Raw genomic sequence first — 20466 nt, forward strand, 5'->3', positions numbered from 1 at the left:
ATGGGGCCATGGAACTGCGCATCTTCACCGAGCCCCAGCAGGGGGCCGACTACGACACGCTGCTCGCCGTGGCCAAGGCCACCGAGGACCTCGGGTTCGACGCCTTCTTCCGCTCGGACCACTACCTCGCGATGGGGGACTCGGACGGCCTGCCCGGCCCCACCGACGCGTGGATCACCCTCGCGGGGCTCGCCCGGGAGACCAGCCGCATCCGGCTCGGCACCCTGATGACGGCCGGCACCTTCCGGCTGCCCGGCGTGCTGGCCATCCAGGTCGCGCAGGTGGACGCGATGTCCGGGGGCCGCGTGGAGTTCGGCCTGGGCACGGGCTGGTTCGAGGCGGAGCACACCGCCTACGGCATCCCCTTCCCGAAGGAGAAGTTCAGCCGGCTGGAGGAGCAGCTCGCCATCGTCACCGGCCTGTGGAACACGCCCGCCGGCCAGACCTTCAGCTACGACGGCGCCCACTACCAGCTCGCCGACTCGCCCGCGCTGCCCAAGCCCGCGCAGGCTAAGGTGCCGGTCCTGGTCGGCGGGCTGGGGGCGACGCGCACGCCCCGGCTGGCCGCCCGCTACGCCGACGAGTTCAACATCCCCTTCGCCTCCCTCGACGACACCGCCCGCCAGTTCGCCCGGGTGCGGGCGGCGGCCACCGAGGCCGGACGCGACGCGGACGAGCTGGTGTACTCCAACGCGCTGGTGGCCTGCGTCGGCCGGGACGACGCCGAGGTGGCCCGCCGGGCCGCCGCCATCGGCCGGGAGGTGGCCGAGCTGAAGGAGAACGGGCTGGCCGGGTCGCCGGCCGAGGTGGTGGACAAGATCGGCCGGTACGCCGAGACCGGCTCCTCGCGCGTCTACCTCCAGATGCTCGACCTGGCCGACCTGGACCACCTGGAGCTGATCTCCTCCCAGGTCCAGTCCCAGCTCGCGTGAGCCGCCCCGCGTCCCCGCTGAACGCCGCCCTGGCCCGCGAGACGCTCGTCCTGGACGGCGGCCTGTCCAACCAGCTCGCCGACCAGGGCTGCGACCTGACCGACGCGCTGTGGTCCGCCCGGCTGCTGGCCGACGCGCCGGAGCAGCTCCGGGCCGCCCACGCGGCCTACGTCGCGGCGGGGGCGCGGGTGCTGATCACCGCCAGCTACCAGGCGTCGTTCGAGGGCTTCGCCCGCCGGGGCGTGCCCCGGCGGACGGCCGCCGGGCTGTTCGCGCGCAGCGTCCACCTGGCCCGCGCCGCGGCGGACGGGCACGCCGTGTACGTGGCCGCGTCCGTCGGCCCCTACGGCGCGGTGCTCGCCGACGGCAGCGAGTACCGCGGCCGCTACGGGCGGACGACCGCGGAGCTGACGGCCTTCCACCGGCCGCGCATCGAGGCGCTGGCGGCGGCGGAGCCGGACGTGCTCGCGCTGGAGACGGTCCCGGACGTGCGGGAGGCCGAGGCCCTGCTGCGCGCCGCCGAGGGCTGCGGCGTCCCGGTGTGGCTGAGCTACACCGTCGCCGGGGAGCGCACCCGGGCCGGGCAGCCGCTGCCGGAGGCCTTCGCGGTGGCCGCCGGGAACGACCAGGTGGTCGCGGTCGGCGTCAACTGCTGTGCGCCCCGGGACGTGGCGCCCGCGGTGGCGGCGGCCACGGCGGCCACCGGCAAGCCCGCCGTCGCCTACCCCAACAGCGGCGAGGGCTGGGACGCCACCCGCGGCGCCTGGCGGGGGCCGGGCACGTACGCGGCCGCGCGGGCGCCCCACTGGCGGGACGCGGGCGCGCGGCTCGTCGGCGGCTGCTGCCGCGTCGGCCCGTCCGACATCGCCGCGACCGCCACCGCCCTCGCCACGCGCTGACCCTCCCGGCGGGCACCTCACCGCCACCCGTCGGCCTCCCGACCGGGCCCCCGGCGGCCGACCCGGCCGTCCACCGACCGGGGCCGCACGGGACGGGCGGCGCGGCGGGGTGCCGGACGGCGCGAGCGGGGCGCGAGCGGGGCGCGAGCGGGGCGACACCGCCGACCGGTCCCCTGGGCACGTCCCGCTCGTCCCCGGTCGCCTCGCACGGCCGGGCCTCCCCCCGCGCCCCGCGGAGGCATCATGCAGGTCGCCCGTCCCCCCGCCCACGCCCCCGAGCCCGCCCTGCCCGGCGCCCGGCCGCCGACGGCGGACGGCCACGACGTCTGCGAGCGGCTCATCCACCTCTTCCGCACCCGTGCCGTGCCCTACCGGACGATCCCGCACCCGCCCGAGGGCCGCACCGAGGCCGCCAGCCGGCTGCGCGGGCACCCGCTGGAGCAGGCGGCCAAGTCGCTGGTGGTGCGTGTGGCCACGGGCAAGCGGTCGCGGCGGTACGTGCTCGCCGTCGTCCCCGGCGACCGCCGCGTCGACCTGCCGGCCGTGGCCGCCCGGTACGGGGCCCGCGGCGCCGCCTTCGCCACCCGCGGCGTGGCCGAGCGGCTGGGCGGCAGCGTCAGCGGGTCCATCGTGCCGTTCGCCTTCGCCGCGGAGCTGGACCTGCTGGTCGACGCCGGCCTGCCGAGCCAGCCGGAGATCTTCTTCAACGCCGGTCGGCTGGACCTCTCCGTCGCGCTGGCCGTCCCGGACTACCTGGCCCTGGCCGCCCCGGCGGTCGCGCCCATCGCCCGCTGACGGCGGGCCCGTCCGCGCGGCGGCGGGGAGCGCGGCCCGCGGAGCGGCGGAATGCGGACACGGGGGAGCGGACGCGTCAACCTGGCCGAAGCCGTGGGCGGGGCGCGGTGGGCTCGGACAGGATGAGGGCATGGGATTCCACGTCGACTCCGAGGCCGGGCGGCTGCGCCGCGTCATCCTGCACCGGCCGGGGCTGGAGCTGAAGCGGCTCACCCCCACCAACAAGGACGACCTGCTCTTCGACGACGTCCTGTGGGTCCAGCGCGCCCGCCAGGAGCACGACACCTTCGCCGACGTGCTGCGCGAGCGCGGGGTGGAGGTGCACCTGTTCGCGGACCTGCTGGCCGAGACCCTCGACGTCCCCGCCGCCCGCGCGCTGGTGCTGGAGCGCGTGTTCGACGACAACGCCTACGGTCCGCTCGCCGCCGACCACCTGCGCGCCGCCTACGCCGAGCTGTCCTCGCCGGAGCTGGCCCGGGCGCTGGTCGGCGGCGAGACCAAGCGCGAGTTTTTGGAGCGGCACGCCGAGCCCGTCTCCGTCCGCTTCCACGTCACCGACCCGGACGACTTCCTGCTGAGCCCGCTGCCCAACCACCTCTTCACCCGCGACACCTCCGCGTGGGTGTACGACGGCGTGGCGATCAACGCCATGCGCTGGCCCGCCCGGCAGCGCGAGACGGTGCACTTCGAAGCCGTCTACCACCACCACCCGCTGTTCACCGGGTCTTCGTTCAGCTTCTGGTCCAGCGGCGAGAGCACGCACCCGTCGACGATCGAGGGCGGCGACGTGCTGGTCATCGGCAACGGCGCCGTGCTGGTCGGGATGAGTGAACGCACCACCCCGCAGGCGGTGGAGATGCTGGCCAAGGCGCTCTTCGACGCCGGTTCCGCCCGTACGATCGTGGCCCTGGACATGCCCAAGCGGCGTTCCTTCATGCACCTGGACACCGTGATGACGATGATCGACGGCGACACCTTCACCCAGTACGCGGGGCTGGGCATGCTGCGCTCGTACACCATCGAGCCGGCCGCCTCGGGGGAGGAGCTGAAGGTCACCGGGCACCCGCCGGAGCACATGCACCGCGCCATCGCCGCCGCGCTCGGCCTGGACGCCATCCGGGTGCTGACGCCCGTGCAGGACGTGCGCTCGGCCGAACGCGAGCAGTGGGACGACGGGTGCAACGTGCTCGCCCTGGAGCCCGGCGTCGTCCTGGCCTACGAGCGCAACGTCACCACCAACACGCACCTGCGCAAGCAGGGCATCGAGGTGGTGGAGATCCCGGGCAGCGAGCTGGGGCGCGGCCGGGGCGGCCCGCGCTGCATGAGCTGCCCGGTGCATCGGGACCCGGTCGCGGGGACGCCGTGAGCCCCCGCGCGGGGGGCACTGCATAGGGATACGTCGCCACGTATATACTTCCGGTGTTTCCCGCACGTGACCGAGGAGCCTCCCATGGCGACAGACCTCACCGGCCGCCACTTCCTCAAGGAGCTCGACTTCGCTCCCGAGGAGTTCCGCGCGCTGATCCGGCTCGCCGCCGAACTCAAGGCGGCCAAGCGGCTGGGTACGGAGACGCCGCGCCTGCGGGGCCGCCACATCGCCCTCCTCTTCGAGAAGACCTCCACCCGCACCCGGTGCGCGTTCGAGGTGGCCGCCGCCGACCAGGGGGCGCACACCACCTACCTGGACCCCTCCGGCTCCCAGCTCGGCCACAAGGAGTCCGTCAAGGACACCGCCCGGGTGCTGGGCAGGATGTTCGACGCCATCGAGTACCGGGGAAGCGGCCAGCAGGTGGTGGAGGAGCTGGCCGCCCACGCCGGCGTGCCGGTCTACAACGGCCTCACCGACGACTGGCACCCCACCCAGATGCTCGCCGACGCCCTCACCATGACCGAGCACGGCGCGGACCGCCCGCTGAGCGCGACCGCCTACGCCTACCTCGGCGACGCGCGCTCCAACATGGGCAACTCCTACCTCGTCACCGGCGCCCTGCTGGGCATGGACGTGCGCGTCGCCGCCCCGCGCACCCTGTGGCCGCGCCAGGACGTCGTCGACCGCGCGCAGGAGCTGGCCAAGGAGACGGGCGCCCGCCTCACGCTCACCGAGGACGTCACCGAGGCGGTGCGCGGCGCCCACTTCGTGGCCACCGACGTGTGGGTCTCCATGGGCGAGCCCGCGGCGGTGTGGGACGAGCGCATCCAGCTGCTGGCCCCCTACGCCGTCACCCTGGACGTCCTGCGCGCCACCGGCAACCCCGACGTGCGGTTCCTGCACTGCCTGCCCGCCTACCACGACCTGGGCACCGGCGTCGGCCGCGAGATCCACGCGCGGCACGGGCTCACGTCCCTGGAGGTGACGGACGAGGTCTTCGAGTCGGCGCACTCCGTGGTCTTCGACCAGGCCGAGAACCGCATGCACACGATCAAGGCCGTCCTCGTGGCCACCCTGGCCGGCCCGTAGGGGCGGGGCGGCGGGCCAGGTTCTGGCCGGCCCTTCGCGTGGCATCGGGCAGCGGCGTCTGGCGCCGTGCGCCGCAGGGCGGAGGGTGGAGGGCGGCCGTCGTACCGGGCGTACACGGACGTGCCCGGCAACGCGGCGAGGGGCGGCGCCAGATGCAGCGGACCCGGCGGAAACGGTCGGACAGGGTTCAGGAGCCGTCCTCGTCCCACCAGGTGTCGGACGGCTCCCGGCGGTTGGCCGCGACGGCGGCGACCGGCGGGATCAGGGCGGCGACCACGCACATCGCGACGGCCAGCGGCACCGAGAGGTGCCGCACGACGAACCCGGCTCCGACGAACAGCGCCAGGCACACCGCCATCAGCGCGAAGTACCGGCGCTCACGGCGGGGCTGCGAGGCGGGCCTGCGGCCGGACATGCTTCCAGCCTACGCCCGCCCCGCCCCCGGCTGACGGCCCCGCCGCCCCCCGGCTGACGGCCCCGCGTCCGCACCGCTCCCCGCCGCCCCCGGCCGACGCCCCGCCCCCGCCGGGGCGTCAGGCTCCGCGCAGGGCGTCGGTGCGCGTCCGCAGCGCGTGCAGCACCGCCACCATGTCCTCCCGCTCGTGCCCCTGCGCCACCGTCTCGCCGAACAGGGCGTGGCAGACGTCCAGCAGCGGCACGGCCACGTCCGCGTCCCGGGCCGCCTCGGCGATCAGCCGGTTGTTCTTGAGCACGTCGATGGCGGCCGCCTGCGCGTCGAAGTCCTGCGCGAGCAGCTTGGGCGCCTTCATCCGCGACACCGGGCTGGCCATCGGCCCGACGTCCAGCACCTGGAGGAACCGCTCGGTGTCCACCCCGTGCCGCTCCGCGAAGTGGAACGACTCCGTCAGTCCGGTGACCATCGTGATCAGGAACAGGTTGACCGACAGCTTCATCAGCGAACCGTTGGGCACCGGGCCGCAGTCGAAAGCCTCCCGGCACATCGGCCCCAGCAGTTCACGCACCTCCTTCACCGCCTCCTCCTCCCCGGCCAGCAGGGCGACGAGCTGCCCCGTCTCCGCCGGGACGCGGGAACCGGAGACCGGCGCCTCCACGAAGCGGCCGCCCGCCGCGCGCACCTCGGCCTCCAGCAGCCGCGCGTACGGCGGCGACGCCGTCCCCATCTGCACCACCGTGCGCCCGGCGACACGCCCGGCGAACTCCGCCGTGCCCCGGGCCAGGACCGCGTCGATCGCCGCGTCGTCGGACAGCATCAGCAGCACCACGTCCGACCGGGCGAACACCTCCGCCGCGCTCTCCGCCACCTGCGCGCCCGCCGCCCGCACCGGCTCGCACCGCTCGGGGGTGCGGTTCCAGACCACCAGCTCCGTGCCCGCCCGGGCCAGATTGAGCGCCATGGGCCGGCCCATCACACCGAGCCCGAGGAAACCCACCATCACCGCGCACCGCCTTTCGTCCATGACGGCCGTCATAGTAACGGCTACTATGACGAGTGTCATAGATAGGCTGGACGCATTCGCGTCAGCCAGTGGAAGGGCGGTCATGGCGGTCCCCGAGCGGAAGCCGCGCGAACGGATGGTCTTCAGCGCCGCCCAGCTCATCCGGCGCGACGGCGTCGCCGCCACCGGCATGCGCGACGTCGCCGAGCACGCCGGCGCCCCCCGCGGCTCGCTCCAGCACTACTTCCCCGGCGGCAAGGAGCAGCTCGTCAACGAGGCCGTGGCCTGGGCCGGCCGGTACGCGGGCAAGCGGGTCGCGAAGTTCCTCGCCGCCATGGACACCCCCACGCCGAGCGGCCTGTTCGCCGCGATGGTCTCCCAGTGGACGGCGGAGTTCCACGCGGTCGGCTTCGCCTCCGGCTGCCCGGTGGCGGCGGCGACGGCCGACTGCGCCCGGTCCACCGACTCCACGCGCACGGCCGCCGCCGAGGCGTTCGCCGCCTGGACCGGCCCGGTGGCCGAGGCCCTGCGCGGCATGGGCGTGCCCCCCGAACGCGCCCACGCCCACGCCACCCTCATGATCAGCGCCCTGGAGGGCGCCCTCCTCATCGCCCGCGCCGAACGCGACACCCGGGCCCTCACCACCGTGGCCGCCGAACTCGCCCCCCTGCTGGACGGCGCCGTCCGCTGACCCGGCGCCCCGGTTCGCCCGCCCCCGGCCCGCCGCTCCCGCGCGTCCCACGGCGACCACCTCGCGGCGTCACGGCCCGGGAAGAGCGGCGGGCGCGCGGCGGTGCCCGGACCCCGGCCCCGCGTCCGGGGCGGCCCCCCGGGCCGGAGGCCGCCGCGGAGGCGCGCGTCTGCGGTGCGACGGACCGGGCGCCGTCACGGGGTGGCCCCGGACGCGTGCGCCGGGGCCTGCGGCCCGCCCCACCCGGGCAGCCGCACCCCACGCCACACCCGCACGCCTTCAGGGACACGTACGGCCGGGCCGCACCCGTTACGTAGTCACCTACCTACCGAACCCTGGATTGTTCCCCTCCGGCGCGCCCCCCCATGGTGGTGCCGCACCACGGCCGAGCGGCGCCGTGGCAGTGGCACCGATACGGAGGCATGGATGAAACCCGTCCGAACGTACCGACGACGGTTGACGGCCTGGTGCACAGGACTGGCCGCCACCGCCGCCCTGGTGGGCGTCGCCCTGCCGGCCACCGCGCAGGCGGCCGAGGGCGCCGTGATCAACGCGGGCGCACCGGGCGCGATCGAGGGCCAGTACATCGTGGTCCTGGAGGGCGGGACCTCACTCGCCGCGAGCGCCGAGACGCGGGTGTCGACCCAGGCGGAGGACCTGGTGGCGCGGTACGGCGGCTCCGTCGAGAGCGTCTACAGCGCGGTGCTGCGCGGCTTCGCCGCCGACATGACGGCCGACCAGGCGAAGCGGCTGGCGGCCGACCCGCAGGTCCGGTACGTGCAGCAGTCGCTCCTGGTGCGCGCCGCCGACGCGGGCACCCAGCCGAACCCGCCGTCCTGGGGCCTGGACCGGGTCGACGGCGAGCAGGACAGCGCCTACGCCTACCCCGGCACCGGCGAGGGCGTGACCGCCTACGTCCTGGACTCCGGCATCCGCACCACCCACCAGACCTTCGAGGGCCGGGCCTCCCACGGCTACGACTTCGTCGACGAGGACGGCACCGCTCAGGACTGCAACGGCCACGGCACGCACGTCGCGGGCACCATCGGCGGCAAGGAGTACGGCGTCGCCAAGAAGGTGGACCTCGTCGCGGTGCGCGTGCTGGGCTGCGACGGGTCGGCGCCCGACCGGGACACCATCGAGGGCCTGGACTGGGTCGCCAAGAACGCCAAGGGCCCCGCGGTGGGCAACATGAGCCTCACCTCCGGCGGTGCCGACGCCGAGCCGCAGGCCATGCGCGAGGCGACCAAGCGGGCCATCGACGCCGGCATCCAGTTCGCCATCGCGGCCGGCAACTCCAGCACGGACGCCTGCGGCACCTCGCCCGGCGACGTCCCGGAGGCGGTCACCCTCGGTTCGACCGACCGCAACGACGGCCGCTCCAGCTTCTCCAACCACGGCCGCTGCCTGGACCTGTTCGCCCCGGGCGGCAACATCACCTCGGCCAGCCACTCCTCCGACACCGGGTCCGCCACGATGAGCGGCACCTCGATGGCGTCACCGCACGCGGCCGGCGCGCTCGCCCTGTACCTGGAGGGCCACCCCGACGCCACGCCGCGGGAGTCGCGTGACGCCGTGGTGGAGGCCGCCGAGCAGGGTGTCGTCGGCAACCCGGGCAGCGGCTCGCCGAACCTGCTGCTGAACGTCACCGAGCTGGGGGGCGCGCCGGAGCCGGGTCAGCCGTCGGCGGAGTTCTCGGCGCGGTGTTCGGAGTCGGACACGACGTGTGTGTTCGATGGGTCGGGGTCTGCTGATCCGGATGGTTCGATCGTGTCGTACGCGTGGGAGTTCGGTGATGGTGAGAGTGGTTCGGGGGTGCGGCCCTCGCACACGTACGCGGCGGCGGGTTCGTACCAGGTGACGCTGACGGTGACCGATGACGCCGGTCGGACGGACTCGGTGACGCGGACGGTCTCCGCGGGGGTCTCGGGTGAGGCGCCGTCGGCTCAGTTCGCGGTCTCGTGCTGGTACGAGGCGTGTGATTTCGACGCGGCGGGTTCTACTGACCCGGACGGGGACATCGCCTCTTACGCGTGGTCGTTCGGTGACGGGTCCTCGGGCTCGGGAGTGACCGTCTCGCACAGCTACCCGGCCGGTCAGCGGAACTACACCGCCGAGCTGACGGTCACCGACCGGGGTGGCAACAGCGACACCGCCAGCCGTCAGATCCAGTGCTGGGACTTCGGCGGCCGCGCTTTCTGCTTCACGATGTGAACCGCTGAGACGACCCGGTGGGCGGGCGGCCACGCACCGGGACACGGGCCCCGGCGCTCCGCGACCCCCGCGGAACCCCGGGGCCCACGCACACCTCCACTCCCGGGGGCACCGCCACCACCCCGCACACCGGAACACCGCACCCGACAAGCCACCCGAGCCGCCCCACACCCCCCACACCACCGCCCCGCACGGGCCATGAGGCGCAGGGCGCACCCGGAGCACATCCGGTCGCGCGCTTCCCCGTGCGCCGAGCGGCGACCAGGCTCGGGCGAGCGGAGCCCGGGTCGGCCGGGCACGGTGGAGGCCGGACGCGGGGGTGGCCGGGCCTGGAGGCCAGCGGCCCCATTGCGGAGCCGCAGAGAACAGAACGGGGGACACCCCGCCACCCCGCCCGTCCGACCCACAGAAGCGGCCGCGAGCCAGGCCGCCCCGCCCCACCGGACGAGCGGCGGGGGGCCGACGAGACCCGCGTCCGACGCCGCGCTCACAGCCCGCCGTGCAGGCGGACCGGTTCGGCCAGGGCGGCGCGGGCCCCTTCGAAGTCGGCCAGGCGAGCGGCGAGAGTCGCCACGGCCAGACGGTGGGGGAGGGCGGCGGAGAACTTCAGACCGGTGACGGCGCGGGGGTCGACGTCCGGCAGGACGAGAGGCGTGTCGGCGCCCACGGAGGTGCGTGCGGCGTGCCAGTCGGCGGCGGTCAGGTCCTCGCGGAGTCGTACGGAGGTGTCCGTCGGGCGCTGGACGGGGTCGGCGATCGAGCGGAGCGTCGCGGCGAGCGTCGCGTTGGCACGGTAGCCCGCCCACGTCCACCAACGGACGTCGGAGCCGTGCCGGGTCACGAGCGTGCCGCCCGGGTGGACGAGACGGGGTGCCTCGTCCTCGCGCCACGCGGCGAGGCCGGCTGCCGCGCGCCCGGTCACGGACGCCGGTGGCTCGGCGCCGAGCAGCACCTCGCGCATCGCCCGCGCCAGGGCGTGCGACAGGCCCGTCAGGGCGCCACCCGTCCACTTGGCGACGCCGCCGCTGTCGACCGGTTCGACGAAGACGCGTTTGCGGGTCCAGTCGACGAACGTCACGTGCCAGCTCCGCCCGGCCAGCAGCAGGCGCCGTGGACCGGGCCGCTCCGTGGTCAGGACGCTCGGATCGGTGCGTCCGATGTCCCGGCGTCCGGAGACGACGGTGAACTGGGGCGGCGCGGTGAAGGACGCCGTCAGCCCCATGAAGTGCCGCCGCCCGAAGCGGCGTTCGGCTTCCGGGCCGACGAAGAGCAGTCCGCCGTCCTCGTCGAGGAAACCCTCGTCCACGAGGTGGCGCACGATCGGGGCCGCCGAACGGTCGAACGGCGCGAGGCCGTTCCACTGTTCCGGCCACACCCTGTCGCCGAGCGTGTGGTGCTGGAGCGTGGCCGCGATGAGCTGCTGCGCCACCAGATGGCGCGGCTCGGGCGGCGCGGTGACCGGTTCCACCCAGCCCCGTCCCCACAGCACGAGCAGGGCCGCGGCCTGGAGGAGTGCGTCCTGGTCGGTGGTGAGGAAGAGGCAGTTGCGGCTGGTGTCCGGGCGTCGGCCGGTGCGGCCGATGCGCTGGAGGAAGGCCGAGACGGTGTGGGGCGCGTCGATCTGGATGACGCGGTCCAGGTCGCCCACGTCGATGCCCAGCTCCAGCGTGGAGGTGGCGACGATGACGCAGTCCCGTGCCTCGGCGAACGCCTGCTCGGAGCGGTGCCGCTCCTCGGCCGAGAGCGAGGCGTGCGACAGGAATACGGTGACCTCACGCTCCCGCAGCGCCGCGCCGAGCTGCTCCACCCGGCTGCGCGACTCGCAGAACACCAGGCGCTTCTCACCCCGGTGCAGGGCGGCGATCACCTTGGCGGCGTTGTCCAGCGAGCCGACGTAGTCCAGCTCCACGTCCCCCGCGGGCGAACCCCCGGGGCCCGGTGCCGCAGGGAGGCCGGGCGCGACGACGCGGCCCGTGCGCTTGCCCGCGCCGGATCCCTGCAACCAGGTGAGCAACTGCTCCGGGTTGCCGACGGTGGCGGAGAGCCCGACGCGCTGGACGGGCCGTCCCACCACGCCCTGCAGACGCTCCAGCACGGCCAGCAGGTGCCAGCCGCGGTCGTCCCCGGCGAACGCGTGCACCTCGTCCACGACGACGGCGCGGACGGAGCCGAGGAGGCGCCCGTGGTCGGTGGTGGCCCCGATGAGCATGGCTTCCAGCGACTCGGGGGTGGTCAGCAGGACGTCGGCCGGCTCCGCGCGCAGCCGCCGCCGCTGCGACTCCTTGGTGTCGCCGTGCCACAGCGCCGCCCGGCGGCCGAGCCACTGGGCGTAGGCGTCGATGCGGGGGGCGAGGTTGTTGAGCAGCGCCTTGAGCGGGCAGAGGTAGAGCACCGAGGTTCCGGTCCAGCGCTGCCCGGCCATCGCGGACAGCAGCGGAAGGCATGCGGCCTCGGTCTTGCCGCCCGCCGTCGGCGCGAGGAGCAACGCGTCCTCGCCGTCCAGGAGCGGATTGATCGCGGCCCGTTGCAGGGGGCGCAGGTCGGGCCAGCCCAGAGTGTTCACCACGTGGTGCAGGAGGACCGGGTCGAGGCGGTCCACCGGGTCGGGCGCGCCGGGGCGTGCCGGGGGCTCGGCCGGGTCGGCCGCGGTGGCCATCACACGTCCAGCTCGACGTCGTCCGCCGAGGTGGCGGCCGCGATGTTCCGCTCGACGTCGGTCAGCTCGGTGGGCGTCACCGTCAGCTCGTAGTGCCGCCGTGGGTCGAAGTCCGGGAACTGGTCGACGCGGTCGAGTACGTCGCCGACGAGCTTCTTGAGGAACAGCCGGGGGGCGACACCGGTCTTGCCGCCCAGGGCGCCGCCGACCGCTCGCGCGAGGTCGGCCACGTAGGCGTCGTCCGCCCGGGCCGCGACGCGGTCGGGCGCGTCGGCGCCGGCCGCGTACAGGTCGCGGATGGTCACGCCGAGCGCGACGAGGGACTGCGGCGTGAAGCCGGGCAGCCGCAGCTGCACGGCGCGCGGGTTGTCGAAGCGGGGGTCGGTGGTGAAGTCGGTGGCCAGCCGCTGTGCGAGCGGCGCGAGGCGCTGCACGCCCTGCTGGCCGTCGTAGAAGGCCGGGGTGCCGGTGATCACCAGGTAGAGGCCGGGGAAGCGCCCGGAGTGCACCTCGTCGATGAGCTGCCGCAGCGCGTTGAGGGCCTTGTCCCGGGCGTCGGACCGCACCCGCTGCAACGTCTCCACCTCGTCGAGGACGACGAACAGCCCGCGGTGGCCGGAGTCGCGCAGTACGGTCAGCAGCCCCTGGAGGAACCCGAGCGCCCCGAAGTGGTCGAGGTCGCCCCGGACTCCGGCGGCCCGGCGGGCCGCCGCGGCCACGTGCGGCTGACCGCCGAGCCACGCCAGCACGGCCGCCGCGCCCGCCTCGTCCCCCTCGGCGAGCGCCGCCCGGTAGCCGCGCAGGGCCGCCGCGAACGAGGGGGCGTGCCGGGAGACCTCCGCGAGCCGGGCGGTCAGCAGCTTCTCGACCTCCTGGGGCAGCTCGTCCTCGCCCGCCCCGGCCGCCAGGGCGTCCTCCTCCAACGCGTAGAACCACGCGTCGACGACGGGCCGCAGTGCGCTGGGCGGGAAGCTGGCGGTCGTCAGCCGCTCGGTCAGCCGCCGGTAGACGGTCTCCAGCCGGTGCAGGGGCGTCTCGTTCTCCGAGACCTGCATCTCGGCGACGGCGAACCCGAGCCGCTTGGCCCGCTCACCCAGCCAGCGGGTGAAGAACGTCTTGCCGGACCCGTACTCGCCGCGCACCGCCTTGAACACCGACGCACCGGACGCGACGGCGTCCAACTGCGCGTCGAGTGCGGACGCGAATCGGTCCAGGCCGGTGGCCAGCAGGTCAAGTCCCTGTTCGGGCACGGCCCCCCGGCGCAGCGCGTCGATCACCGCGCGGCGCCGCGCCGCACTGGCCGGGACCGGGCGGGAGGAATCAGCGGTACGCACGCGCACCAGTGTCCCATCGTCCCGGCCCGCCCCGCGCCGTCGGCCGTGGGCCGGGCCAGCGGGCGGGGAGGTACCGGAGCGGCTCACAGGTCGAACTGCAGGCGCAGCAGCCGGGTGTCCAGCCGCAGCGTGCGGCCGTCCGGCAGGATCTCCAGCACCTGCACGCCGTCGTGGTTGAGCAGTTGGCGCAGGACCGCGGCGAAGCCGTCGGCCCGCCCCTGCGGGTAGTCGACGCGCTGCGCCACGGCCGTCACCGGGAGTGTGCCGCCCGCGTCGAGCAGGGCCAGCAGGGCCTTCTCCACCTTGTCCACCGGGGGTCTGCGGGCGAGCAGGCCGACCTGCCCGGCGAAGGCATCCGACGCCAACAGGGCGGCCACCAGGGCCTCGTGCGGCGTCGTGAGCGCCGGCGCCAACAGAGCGCGGCCTTCGTCCTCCGCCGGGATCAGCGTCACCTCGAAGAGCGAGTCGTGGGTCTGGGCCAACTCCTCCTGCGCCCGCGTCGGCCGTTCCCGCGGGGGCTTCGGCGCCGCCGTCGCCCGGACGGGCGACGCCACCGTGCCGTCGCCGCCCGGCGTCGCGCCGTTGCCCGACCACCACGCCGGGCACGGGTCGCCCAGCTCGCGCCACCCCTGGGGCGGCTCGGCGTTGAACGGCAGGAAGGCGAGGACCGGGATGCAGAACTCCGCGAGGGACGCGCCGCCGTGGTAGCCGGCCTTGCGCGCGGTGTAACGGGAGTCGGCATCCCACAGGGCGACGATCGAGTCGCCGGTCTCCGGCCACACCACGCGCGGCCCGGCGAGTGCCACTTCCGCCGCTCCCGGCGGGCCGCCGGGGGCGCGGTGGCGCGCGGAGCCCGGCTCCGCGGCGTCCACCTTCGCGCCGTGCCGGTCCACCACGTGGCCGTGGTCGCTGGTGAGCAGCACCGCCATGCCCTCGGCGGCGGCGGCGTCCAGCAGCTCCAGCAGCGCCGGGACGTGCTCGGCCCGCCACGCGCCGTCGCCCAGCTTCTGCTCCTTGGCCAGCCGGTCGTCGACGGCGTTCAGCACCACGGCCACATGGGTGCGGCCGTCGGCGAGCGCGTCGGCCAGGGCGGGCCCGAACGTCTCCCCGGCGCTGTCGGCGCGCAGGTCGTCCTTGTGGAAGACGGCGGCCGGTGCGCCGTCCCACAGCGGCAACGACGGGAACAGCCGCTTCTCGTCCGCCTGCGCGCCACGCGTCAGCGCCCCGGCGAACAACGACGTCCGGGAGACCGCCGTGAGCGTCGGCAGGGCCGCCGCCATCGCCCGGCGCCGGGGCGGACCGTCGTCCACCGGGTCGTACTCGGCCCAGGAGGAGCGCAGCTCCTCACCCAGCTCACCCGCTATGGCCGCGCTCATCCCGTCCAGCACGAGCAGGAGCACCCGCCGCTTCGGCGCGGAGCGGACCACCGGCCGCACCACGCGGTCCAGGAACGTCTCCACGGTCAGCATCGACCCGGGCGGTGTACCGGCGGCCGTCCAGGTGGCCAGCCGCCGGGCGAAGTCCCGGTCGATCTCCTGACGCCGGGCCCGCACCCGCGCGGCGAGCGCGTCGTAGGCCGACCGCAGCGCCGGCTCCGGGTCGCCGCCCGCCTCGATGTGCTCCAGCGCGCGGTCCACCCAGCCGGTCTCCCGCACGTGCCGCTCCAGCGCGTCGGCCACCGTGACGCATTCCGAGCCGGGCTCACCGGCCAGCCACCGGGTGAGGCGCTGAGCCATACGGGCCCGCTCGATGCGCACCCGCGCCTGCTCGCCCCCCGCACGTCGGTGGGCGGCCAGCGCCCGCATCGCCTCCGCGAGCGGTGCGGGACGGCCGGCGGCCAGGGCGTGTCCGACGGCGGCGAACCGGGCGTCCAGGCCCGCCGGGAGGAGCGGGCTCGCCGCCGTCGCCGCCTCCGCGCCGAGCTGCCGGGCGAGCCGCGCCGCCTGGTCCAGCACGATGTCGCTGAGGCGCCGCGCCTCGCGGGCGTCGTCCGCCCCGGACGCCGGCCCGCCCGCGGCGTCGTCCGCGCCGCGCGCCGCCCGCGCCAGCAGGGCGCCGACATACTCCTCGGCGGCGCGCCCGAGGGCCGAGGCCAGCTCGGCGACCTCGTCGTCGGTCAGCCGCTTCCCGTCCCGCTCGCCGAACCACTGCCCGGCCCGGCCGCGTGCCGTGTAGGTGGCCGCGTCCGGAGCGGCGTGGCACCACAGGGCCGCGCACAGCAGCCCGAAGGCGACGGCCTCGGGGCCGTGCTCGGCCTCGACCACGGCCAGCAGGGCGCGACCGGCCGGGCCGGCCTGCTCCTCCTCACCGAGGAACGCGGCCAGGCCCGCGCGCTCCGGTGCGCGCAGTGCGAGCAGCCGCTGCGGCCCGCCCGCCGTCAGGGACCAGCTCAGGAGCGTGTGCGGGTCGACCGGGTCGTACGCGGAGCCCCGGCCCGCCCGCCGTGCCGCGTCCGTCGGCTCCCCGGACCGCTCCGCGTACCGGCCGACGCGCAGTCGCCGCAGCGCCAGGGCGGACAGCGCGACCTGGCGGGAGAGCGTGCCACCGGCCACGGGGGGCCAGCCGCCCGGGGGCGCCGCGTCCAGCAGCGCCTCACCGGCCCAGTTGGCCTCCTTGAGCCGCGGGTCCACGTGCTTCGCGCCGAAGGCGTCGCGCACCACGTCCCAGCTGTCGACGACCTCGACGCGCCGCTTGTGGGCCCTGGCCAGGATCGCCGGGTCGAGCTCGTTCTGCTCGCGGTCGGTGAGCACGACCAGCACGTCCGGCCCCGCCGCCCGCTCCGCGAGGTGGTCCAGCACCAGCTCGTGGACGGCAAGCGGGGACGGAGCGGCCGTGATCCGCGCCGTCCGCCCCTCGCCCCACGTCGGCCGGGCGGGCCCGTCCCACCGCGGCGCGGAGCGCAGCAGGACCACGCGGCGTCTGTCGCCGCCCGTGAGGGAGGAGGCGAGCGCCGACTGGGACGTCAGGTACTGGGTGATCGTCGCGAGATTGAGCTGCACGGCGACGCCTGCGGCGGTGGAGTGCGTCATTCGACCACGCGCCAGGTGATCTCGATCGTGGCACCCGGCTCCTGAGCCTCCAGCTCCTGCAGCTCGGCCCGCAACCGGGCGACGGCGCCGGCCACGGTGGTCCGTCCGCCTCCGGAGCGCCGGGCCCTGCCCGTGGTCGCGCCCGGCGGGGCGGTCTCGGAGACCGGCGGGTGGCTGCTGGCCGTGTCGAGCGGAATCTCCCCGGCCCGGCTCGGCGGTGCGGGGGGTGCGGAAGGCCGCGGTGCCGGGGGCGGAGCGGCCGCCGCCCGGTTGCGCTTGACGAGGTCCAGCACCTCGCGCTGGGTCTGCGTCAGCGCGGCCCGCAGGTCGTTGGTCCGCTGATCGCTTCGCGCCCGGTTGCGCAGCGACTCCAGGAGCGCCGCTCCCTCCGGGCCCTCGGCGGTGGCGAGTTCGAGCGTCGTCCACGACGCCGCGTCCAGTGCCTGGGCGACCGCCCGCGCCTGCTTCACGGAGGTGCCGAAGCGGTCCGCACCGACCTGCCCGAAGTCGAAGCCCGCCAGGGCCTCGACCGTCATCTTCGCCCCGGCCGCGCCCTGTCCGGACGCCTGGGTGAGTGCCTTCAGCAGCTCCACCGACCGCCGTGCGATCGCCAGACGGCCCGTCTCCGCCGTCTCGTCGAGCCGGAGGAAACCGGCGTGCGTCTCCAGCATGCGCACGAGGTCGTCGGCGGACTCCCGCGCTCCGCGCGCCTGCTCGGTGATCTGCCGGGCGAGCTGGTTCACCATGCGTCCGCGCCGCAGCGTCGGAGCCTTCACTCCGAACAGCGTCTCGAAGCGGGCCCGCGCCCTCTCCCAGTCCTCCTCGGAGGGCAGCGGCTGGCTGCGCAGCGCGTCATGGTCCTTGATCTGGGCCAGCTCGGGGGGCGGGTCCAGCGGCATGCCGCCGCGCACCCAGACCCGGTCGTCCATCTCGGCGAAGGACGCGACCACCAGCTTCGCCAGGAAGTCCGGCAGGCCGCGGGGCTCGGGGCGGTCCGTCCAGTCGGTGAGGGTGATGAGCGTCAGGTCGCCGGTGACGCCCTGGGCGCGGGCGAGCTGCCGGAAGTGGTCGGCCCAGTAGAGCGACAGCTCGAAGTACGCCTCCTTCTGCTGGCCCAGCCGCAGGGGCCCCGCGAGCCGCTGCATCAGCTTGCGGTCGGCCGCCGGGACCTCGGTGCGGTGGTCTTGGGCCTCGGCGGCGTCCCGCACGTGGGTGAACACCCGGCGGGCGTCGGCGGGCTTGACCGTCGTCCCCGTGCCGTCCGGGTCCAGGTCGGGGTGGCCGGGGAACTGGGCGGCCAGCAGCCTGCCCGCGATGTGCCGGACGCCGTCGTGGAGCGACTGCCCGAAGGACAGGGTGAGGTCGTCCACCGGTCGCAGCGACTCCAGGTGGTCGCCGAACCCGACCTCCACGTCCGACGGCTTCTTGTCGGCGAGGCCGTAGGCCTGCTTGAACGCCGCCCTGACGTTCTTCAGCAGCGACTCACGTTGCGTCTCCAGCAGCCCCTTGGCCCGCGCCCGGTTGTCCGGGTTGAGGTGGCCCGCGTACTGGGTGTCGAACCGCTGCTCGTCGGCGAGCGCCTTGTCGATGACCACCAGCCGCCGGAAGTCCGCGTACCGCTGGGCCGACAGATGGGTGGGCAGCCAGGCGACGGTCCGGGACGGCTCGCCCTGCTGCTCGCGCAACGTGCGCATCCGCTGAACGTCGTCGACCGGGCCGTAGTGGCCCTCCTCGAACGGCAGGTCCACCACGAGCCGCCAACGACCCTCGACCTGCGGCGTCAGATCGTGGTCGGCCAGCTCCTCACGGTCCGCGACGTTGCCGAACACCACCTCGACGGTGCGCTGCGTGCCGCGCCACACGAAGTTCAGCTCGTCCACCAACGAGCCGGTGTCGACGCCCAGTTCCCGCGAGAGCAGCCGCTTGCCGAGCGCGGCGCGGTTGGCGGGGTTGTCGTTGACGTTGGCGTTGGCGATCACCGAGTCGACGTCGATCCCCGACAGCTCAAGACGCACGCCCGGGTTGGCGTCGGTGCCGGTCTCCTTGATCTCGGGGAAGCGCCCCGCCCACTCGGCGACCTTGTTCTTCAGGATGCCGTACTCGCGCCCGGGGATGGGGGCCACGACCGAGCCGTAGTTGAGCGCGGACAGTCGCCGGATCGTGAGGTCGGACAGCGCGGGGACGCTGGGCGCCAGCGCGGACAGCAGCAGCGTGCCGATGATCCGGTTGTCGCCGGTGAACGTCGTCAGCCGTCCGCGCAGGTCGTCGTCGGCGACGCTGTCCGGGCGGTGCGCGAACTGCTCCACGTCCTCCTCGGAGAGGTTGTACGTGGCCAGCAGGTAGGGGCGCAGCTTGGTCCGGTACAGCTTGTCGGCTGCCTCGAAGACGACCTTCAGACTGTCCGAGAACGGCTTGTCGCCGCCGGCCGTGATGAGCGGGTACAGGTCTCCGACCGGGATCAGGTCGCCGAGCCGCAGGTGGTCGCGGTGGTCGGCCAGGAGCTGGCCCATCAGCTTCATGCCGGTGCGGTTGCGCTGGAGCGCCGAGGACACGTGGACGAGGGTGTCCATGAACGCCGGCGAGAACGGGTACGTCAGCCGGAAGCTGTCCTCGTCCGCGCCGACGCCGTCCGCCGAGCGTCCGGAGCCGAGCAGCGTGTCCCACACCTCCTGGCGGACCTTGCGGGTCTTGGCGAACTCCGCCTCGACCAGCGCCGCGGCCTCGGCGTCCTTCGCGCGCAGCAGCCGGGCGTGCGCGATCTGCGGCAGGTTGCGGTCCTCCAGCGTGATCTTGTCGAACCGGCCCTGGGCCAGGTTCAGCGTGTCCTGGATGGACGCCTCCGCCGCGCCGGACACCTCCTCACCGACCAGTTCGCGCAGGTCCCGCTGGCGGGCGATGAACGACACCACCGGGATCGCCCGGCGTGCGTCGCCGCCCTCCACGAAGTTCGTGATCTTGCTGGCCTCGCGGGCGACGAACCTCTGGTCGTGGATGAGGGTGGCCAGCCACAGGATCAGCTCGTCCAGGAACAGGATCAGCCCGTCGTAGCCCAGCGACCTGGCGTGCTCCGCGATGACCGACAGACCCGCGTCCAGCGAGACGAACCCGTGCTCGTCCTCGGCCGCGCCCCGCGCGAAGCCGGTGAGCAGGTTGGCGCCCGCGTCCTGCACCAGCCGCGCGCGCAGCTCGGCCGGCGTGGCCGGGCTGACCAGGTTGAGCGCCTGGCCGGAGTCGTGCACCTCCTCGGCGGCCAGCGCCGTGTCCAGCAGCTCGGGCGTCCACGCGAACGACTCGCCCCACTCGTCGTCCTCGGCACCGCCCGGTCCTTCCGCCGAGGCCAGCCCCGCGATCACCGCCTGGTCGCCCATGCGTGTCCGCAGGCCCCGGATGTCCTGGAACAGCGCGTCCGTCCGGTACACCTGCGGTGTCGGCGCGTCAGGGTGCAGCTTCCTCACGTGGCTGACGTAGCCGCCCAGGACCCGCTGCTCCAGTGCCTTGGCGCCCAGCATGTGGTACGGCACGAGCAGGAACCGCTTGCCGTCGGTGCCCAGCCACTCGTGCTTGGTCAGCACCGGGTCGAAGGCGGTGCGGGACCGGGCCGCCGGGCTGCCGCTGAGCAGCGCGTGCAGCACGGCCATGAAGTGCGACTTACCCGAACCGAACGAGCCGTGCAGGTACGCGGCCTTCGACGTCCGTCCGTCCACGGCGGCCTTGATCAGCCCCAGGGCCTCGTCGAAGTTCTCCAGCAGCCGCTCGGTGACCACGTAGTCCCGCAGCGCGTGCTCGGCCCCCTCGTCCGTCGTCGCCTCCGAGAGCTGGAGGACGAAGTCCGAGGTGGAGATGGACTCCTTGATGTCGATGACATCCCGGAGCAGGGGCCGCTGCTGTGCCATGCCGGGTCTCGCCCTCCCTCTCGACGCGGACGCGCCCACCGCGCCGCGCCGACCGTCGCTTCCGTACCGGTCCGTGGTGCTCGGGACATTCTCCGCCACGCACGCCCCACCCGTGCGGTGGTGCGCCGACCCGACCACGCACGCCCA

13 protein-coding genes are annotated in these 20466 nt (G+C 74.8%); 7 read left to right on the forward strand and 6 right to left on the reverse strand.

Translation table 11 applies throughout. The features are described 5' to 3' along the window. The first annotated feature begins 8 nt into the window (after window positions 1–8). The 5 genes from OSB71_RS06735 to argF all read left to right on the forward strand — a co-directional run bounded on the left by OSB71_RS06735 (window position 9) and on the right by argF (window position 5084). A complete protein-coding gene (locus OSB71_RS06735; RefSeq protein WP_265945294.1) occupies window positions 9–932 on the forward strand; it encodes an LLM class F420-dependent oxidoreductase in 924 nt (307 codons plus the stop codon). Then, complete coding sequence (gene mmuM, locus OSB71_RS06740) at window positions 929–1831, forward strand: homocysteine S-methyltransferase (protein WP_265945296.1); 903 nt, start codon at window positions 929–931, stop codon at window positions 1829–1831. The genes OSB71_RS06735 and mmuM overlap by 4 nt, the downstream gene beginning before the upstream one ends. Window positions 1832–2074: 243 nt before the next feature. Further along, a complete protein-coding gene (locus OSB71_RS06745; protein WP_265945298.1) occupies window positions 2075–2626 on the forward strand; it encodes a YbaK/EbsC family protein in 552 nt (183 codons plus the stop codon). A gap of 130 nt (window positions 2627–2756) precedes the next feature. Next, window positions 2757–3992, forward strand: a complete 1236-nt coding sequence (locus OSB71_RS06750) for an arginine deiminase (protein WP_265945300.1) — start codon at window positions 2757–2759, stop codon at window positions 3990–3992. An 84-nt stretch (window positions 3993–4076) separates the two neighbouring features. Then, window positions 4077–5084, forward strand: coding sequence for an ornithine carbamoyltransferase (gene argF / locus OSB71_RS06755; RefSeq protein WP_265945302.1), 1008 nt, complete (start codon window positions 4077–4079; stop codon window positions 5082–5084). 187 nt (window positions 5085–5271) lie between these two features. Here argF and OSB71_RS06760 read toward each other — a convergent pair whose 3' ends face one another. Then, entirely contained in the window at window positions 5272–5499 is a 228-nt protein-coding gene (locus tag OSB71_RS06760) for a DUF3099 domain-containing protein (RefSeq protein WP_265945304.1), read from the reverse strand. Between the two features lie 118 nt (window positions 5500–5617). Beyond that, window positions 5618–6502, reverse strand: a complete 885-nt coding sequence (locus OSB71_RS06765) for an NAD(P)-dependent oxidoreductase (protein WP_502362174.1) — start codon at window positions 6500–6502, stop codon at window positions 5618–5620. A 103-nt stretch (window positions 6503–6605) separates the two neighbouring features. Here OSB71_RS06765 and OSB71_RS06770 point away from each other — a divergent pair, with 103 nt between their 5' ends. Together OSB71_RS06770 and OSB71_RS06775 are read left to right on the forward strand one after the other, a co-directional pair. Then, window positions 6606–7193 carry a TetR/AcrR family transcriptional regulator gene (locus OSB71_RS06770; protein ID WP_265945308.1) on the forward strand — a complete coding sequence of 196 codons (588 nt, stop codon included), beginning with the start codon at window positions 6606–6608 and terminating at the stop codon, window positions 7191–7193. A gap of 426 nt (window positions 7194–7619) precedes the next feature. Next, the gene (locus tag OSB71_RS06775; RefSeq protein WP_265945310.1) at window positions 7620–9407 is read left to right on the forward strand and encodes a S8 family serine peptidase; all 1788 of its coding nucleotides are present in this window, start codon (window positions 7620–7622) and stop codon (window positions 9405–9407) included. Window positions 9408–9894: 487 nt separating this feature from the next. On the opposite strand, the gene OSB71_RS06780 is transcribed toward OSB71_RS06775, so the two are convergent. From OSB71_RS06780 to pglY, 4 genes are all read right to left on the reverse strand, one after another. Beyond that, the gene (locus tag OSB71_RS06780) at window positions 9895–12063 is read right to left on the reverse strand and encodes a DEAD/DEAH box helicase (protein ID WP_265945312.1); all 2169 of its coding nucleotides are present in this window, start codon (window positions 12061–12063) and stop codon (window positions 9895–9897) included. Further along, window positions 12063–13397 carry a BREX system ATP-binding protein BrxD gene (gene brxD / locus OSB71_RS06785; protein ID WP_265945314.1) on the reverse strand — a complete coding sequence of 445 codons (1335 nt, stop codon included), beginning with the start codon at window positions 13395–13397 and terminating at the stop codon, window positions 12063–12065. Before brxD ends, OSB71_RS06780 begins: the two co-directional genes overlap by 1 nt. An 83-nt stretch (window positions 13398–13480) precedes the next feature. Beyond that, a complete protein-coding gene (gene pglZ / locus OSB71_RS06790) occupies window positions 13481–16426 on the reverse strand; it encodes a BREX-2 system phosphatase PglZ (RefSeq protein ID WP_265945316.1) in 2946 nt (981 codons plus the stop codon). Next, window positions 16423–20319 carry a BREX-2 system ATPase PglY gene (gene pglY / locus OSB71_RS06795; protein WP_265945318.1) on the reverse strand — a complete coding sequence of 1299 codons (3897 nt, stop codon included), beginning with the start codon at window positions 20317–20319 and terminating at the stop codon, window positions 16423–16425. The genes pglZ and pglY overlap by 4 nt, the downstream gene beginning before the upstream one ends. Between the last annotated feature and the right edge of the window lie 147 nt (window positions 20320–20466).

Source organism: Streptomyces marinisediminis, from assembly GCF_026262575.1.
Taxonomy (GTDB): domain Bacteria; phylum Actinomycetota; class Actinomycetes; order Streptomycetales; family Streptomycetaceae; genus Streptomyces; species Streptomyces marinisediminis.

Bases quoted from the DNA above. Each gene is read 5' to 3' on its own strand.
- argF (WP_265945302.1), top strand. From the start codon at position 4,077: ATGGCGACAGACCTCACCGGCCGCCACTTCCTCAAGGAGCTCGACTTC.
- OSB71_RS06735 (WP_265945294.1), top strand. From the start codon at position 9: ATGGAACTGCGCATCTTCACCGAGCCCCAGCAGGGGGCCGACTACGAC.
- pglZ (WP_265945316.1), bottom strand. From the start codon at position 16,426: ATGACGCACTCCACCGCCGCAGGCGTCGCCGTGCAGCTCAATCTCGCG.
- OSB71_RS06745 (WP_265945298.1), top strand. From the start codon at position 2,075: ATGCAGGTCGCCCGTCCCCCCGCCCACGCCCCCGAGCCCGCCCTGCCC.
- OSB71_RS06750 (WP_265945300.1), top strand. From the start codon at position 2,757: ATGGGATTCCACGTCGACTCCGAGGCCGGGCGGCTGCGCCGCGTCATC.
- pglY (WP_265945318.1), bottom strand. From the start codon at position 20,319: ATGGCACAGCAGCGGCCCCTGCTCCGGGATGTCATCGACATCAAGGAG.
- OSB71_RS06770 (WP_265945308.1), top strand. From the start codon at position 6,606: ATGGCGGTCCCCGAGCGGAAGCCGCGCGAACGGATGGTCTTCAGCGCC.
- OSB71_RS06760 (WP_265945304.1), bottom strand. From the start codon at position 5,499: ATGTCCGGCCGCAGGCCCGCCTCGCAGCCCCGCCGTGAGCGCCGGTAC.
- OSB71_RS06775 (WP_265945310.1), top strand. From the start codon at position 7,620: ATGAAACCCGTCCGAACGTACCGACGACGGTTGACGGCCTGGTGCACA.
- OSB71_RS06780 (WP_265945312.1), bottom strand. From the start codon at position 12,063: ATGGCCACCGCGGCCGACCCGGCCGAGCCCCCGGCACGCCCCGGCGCG.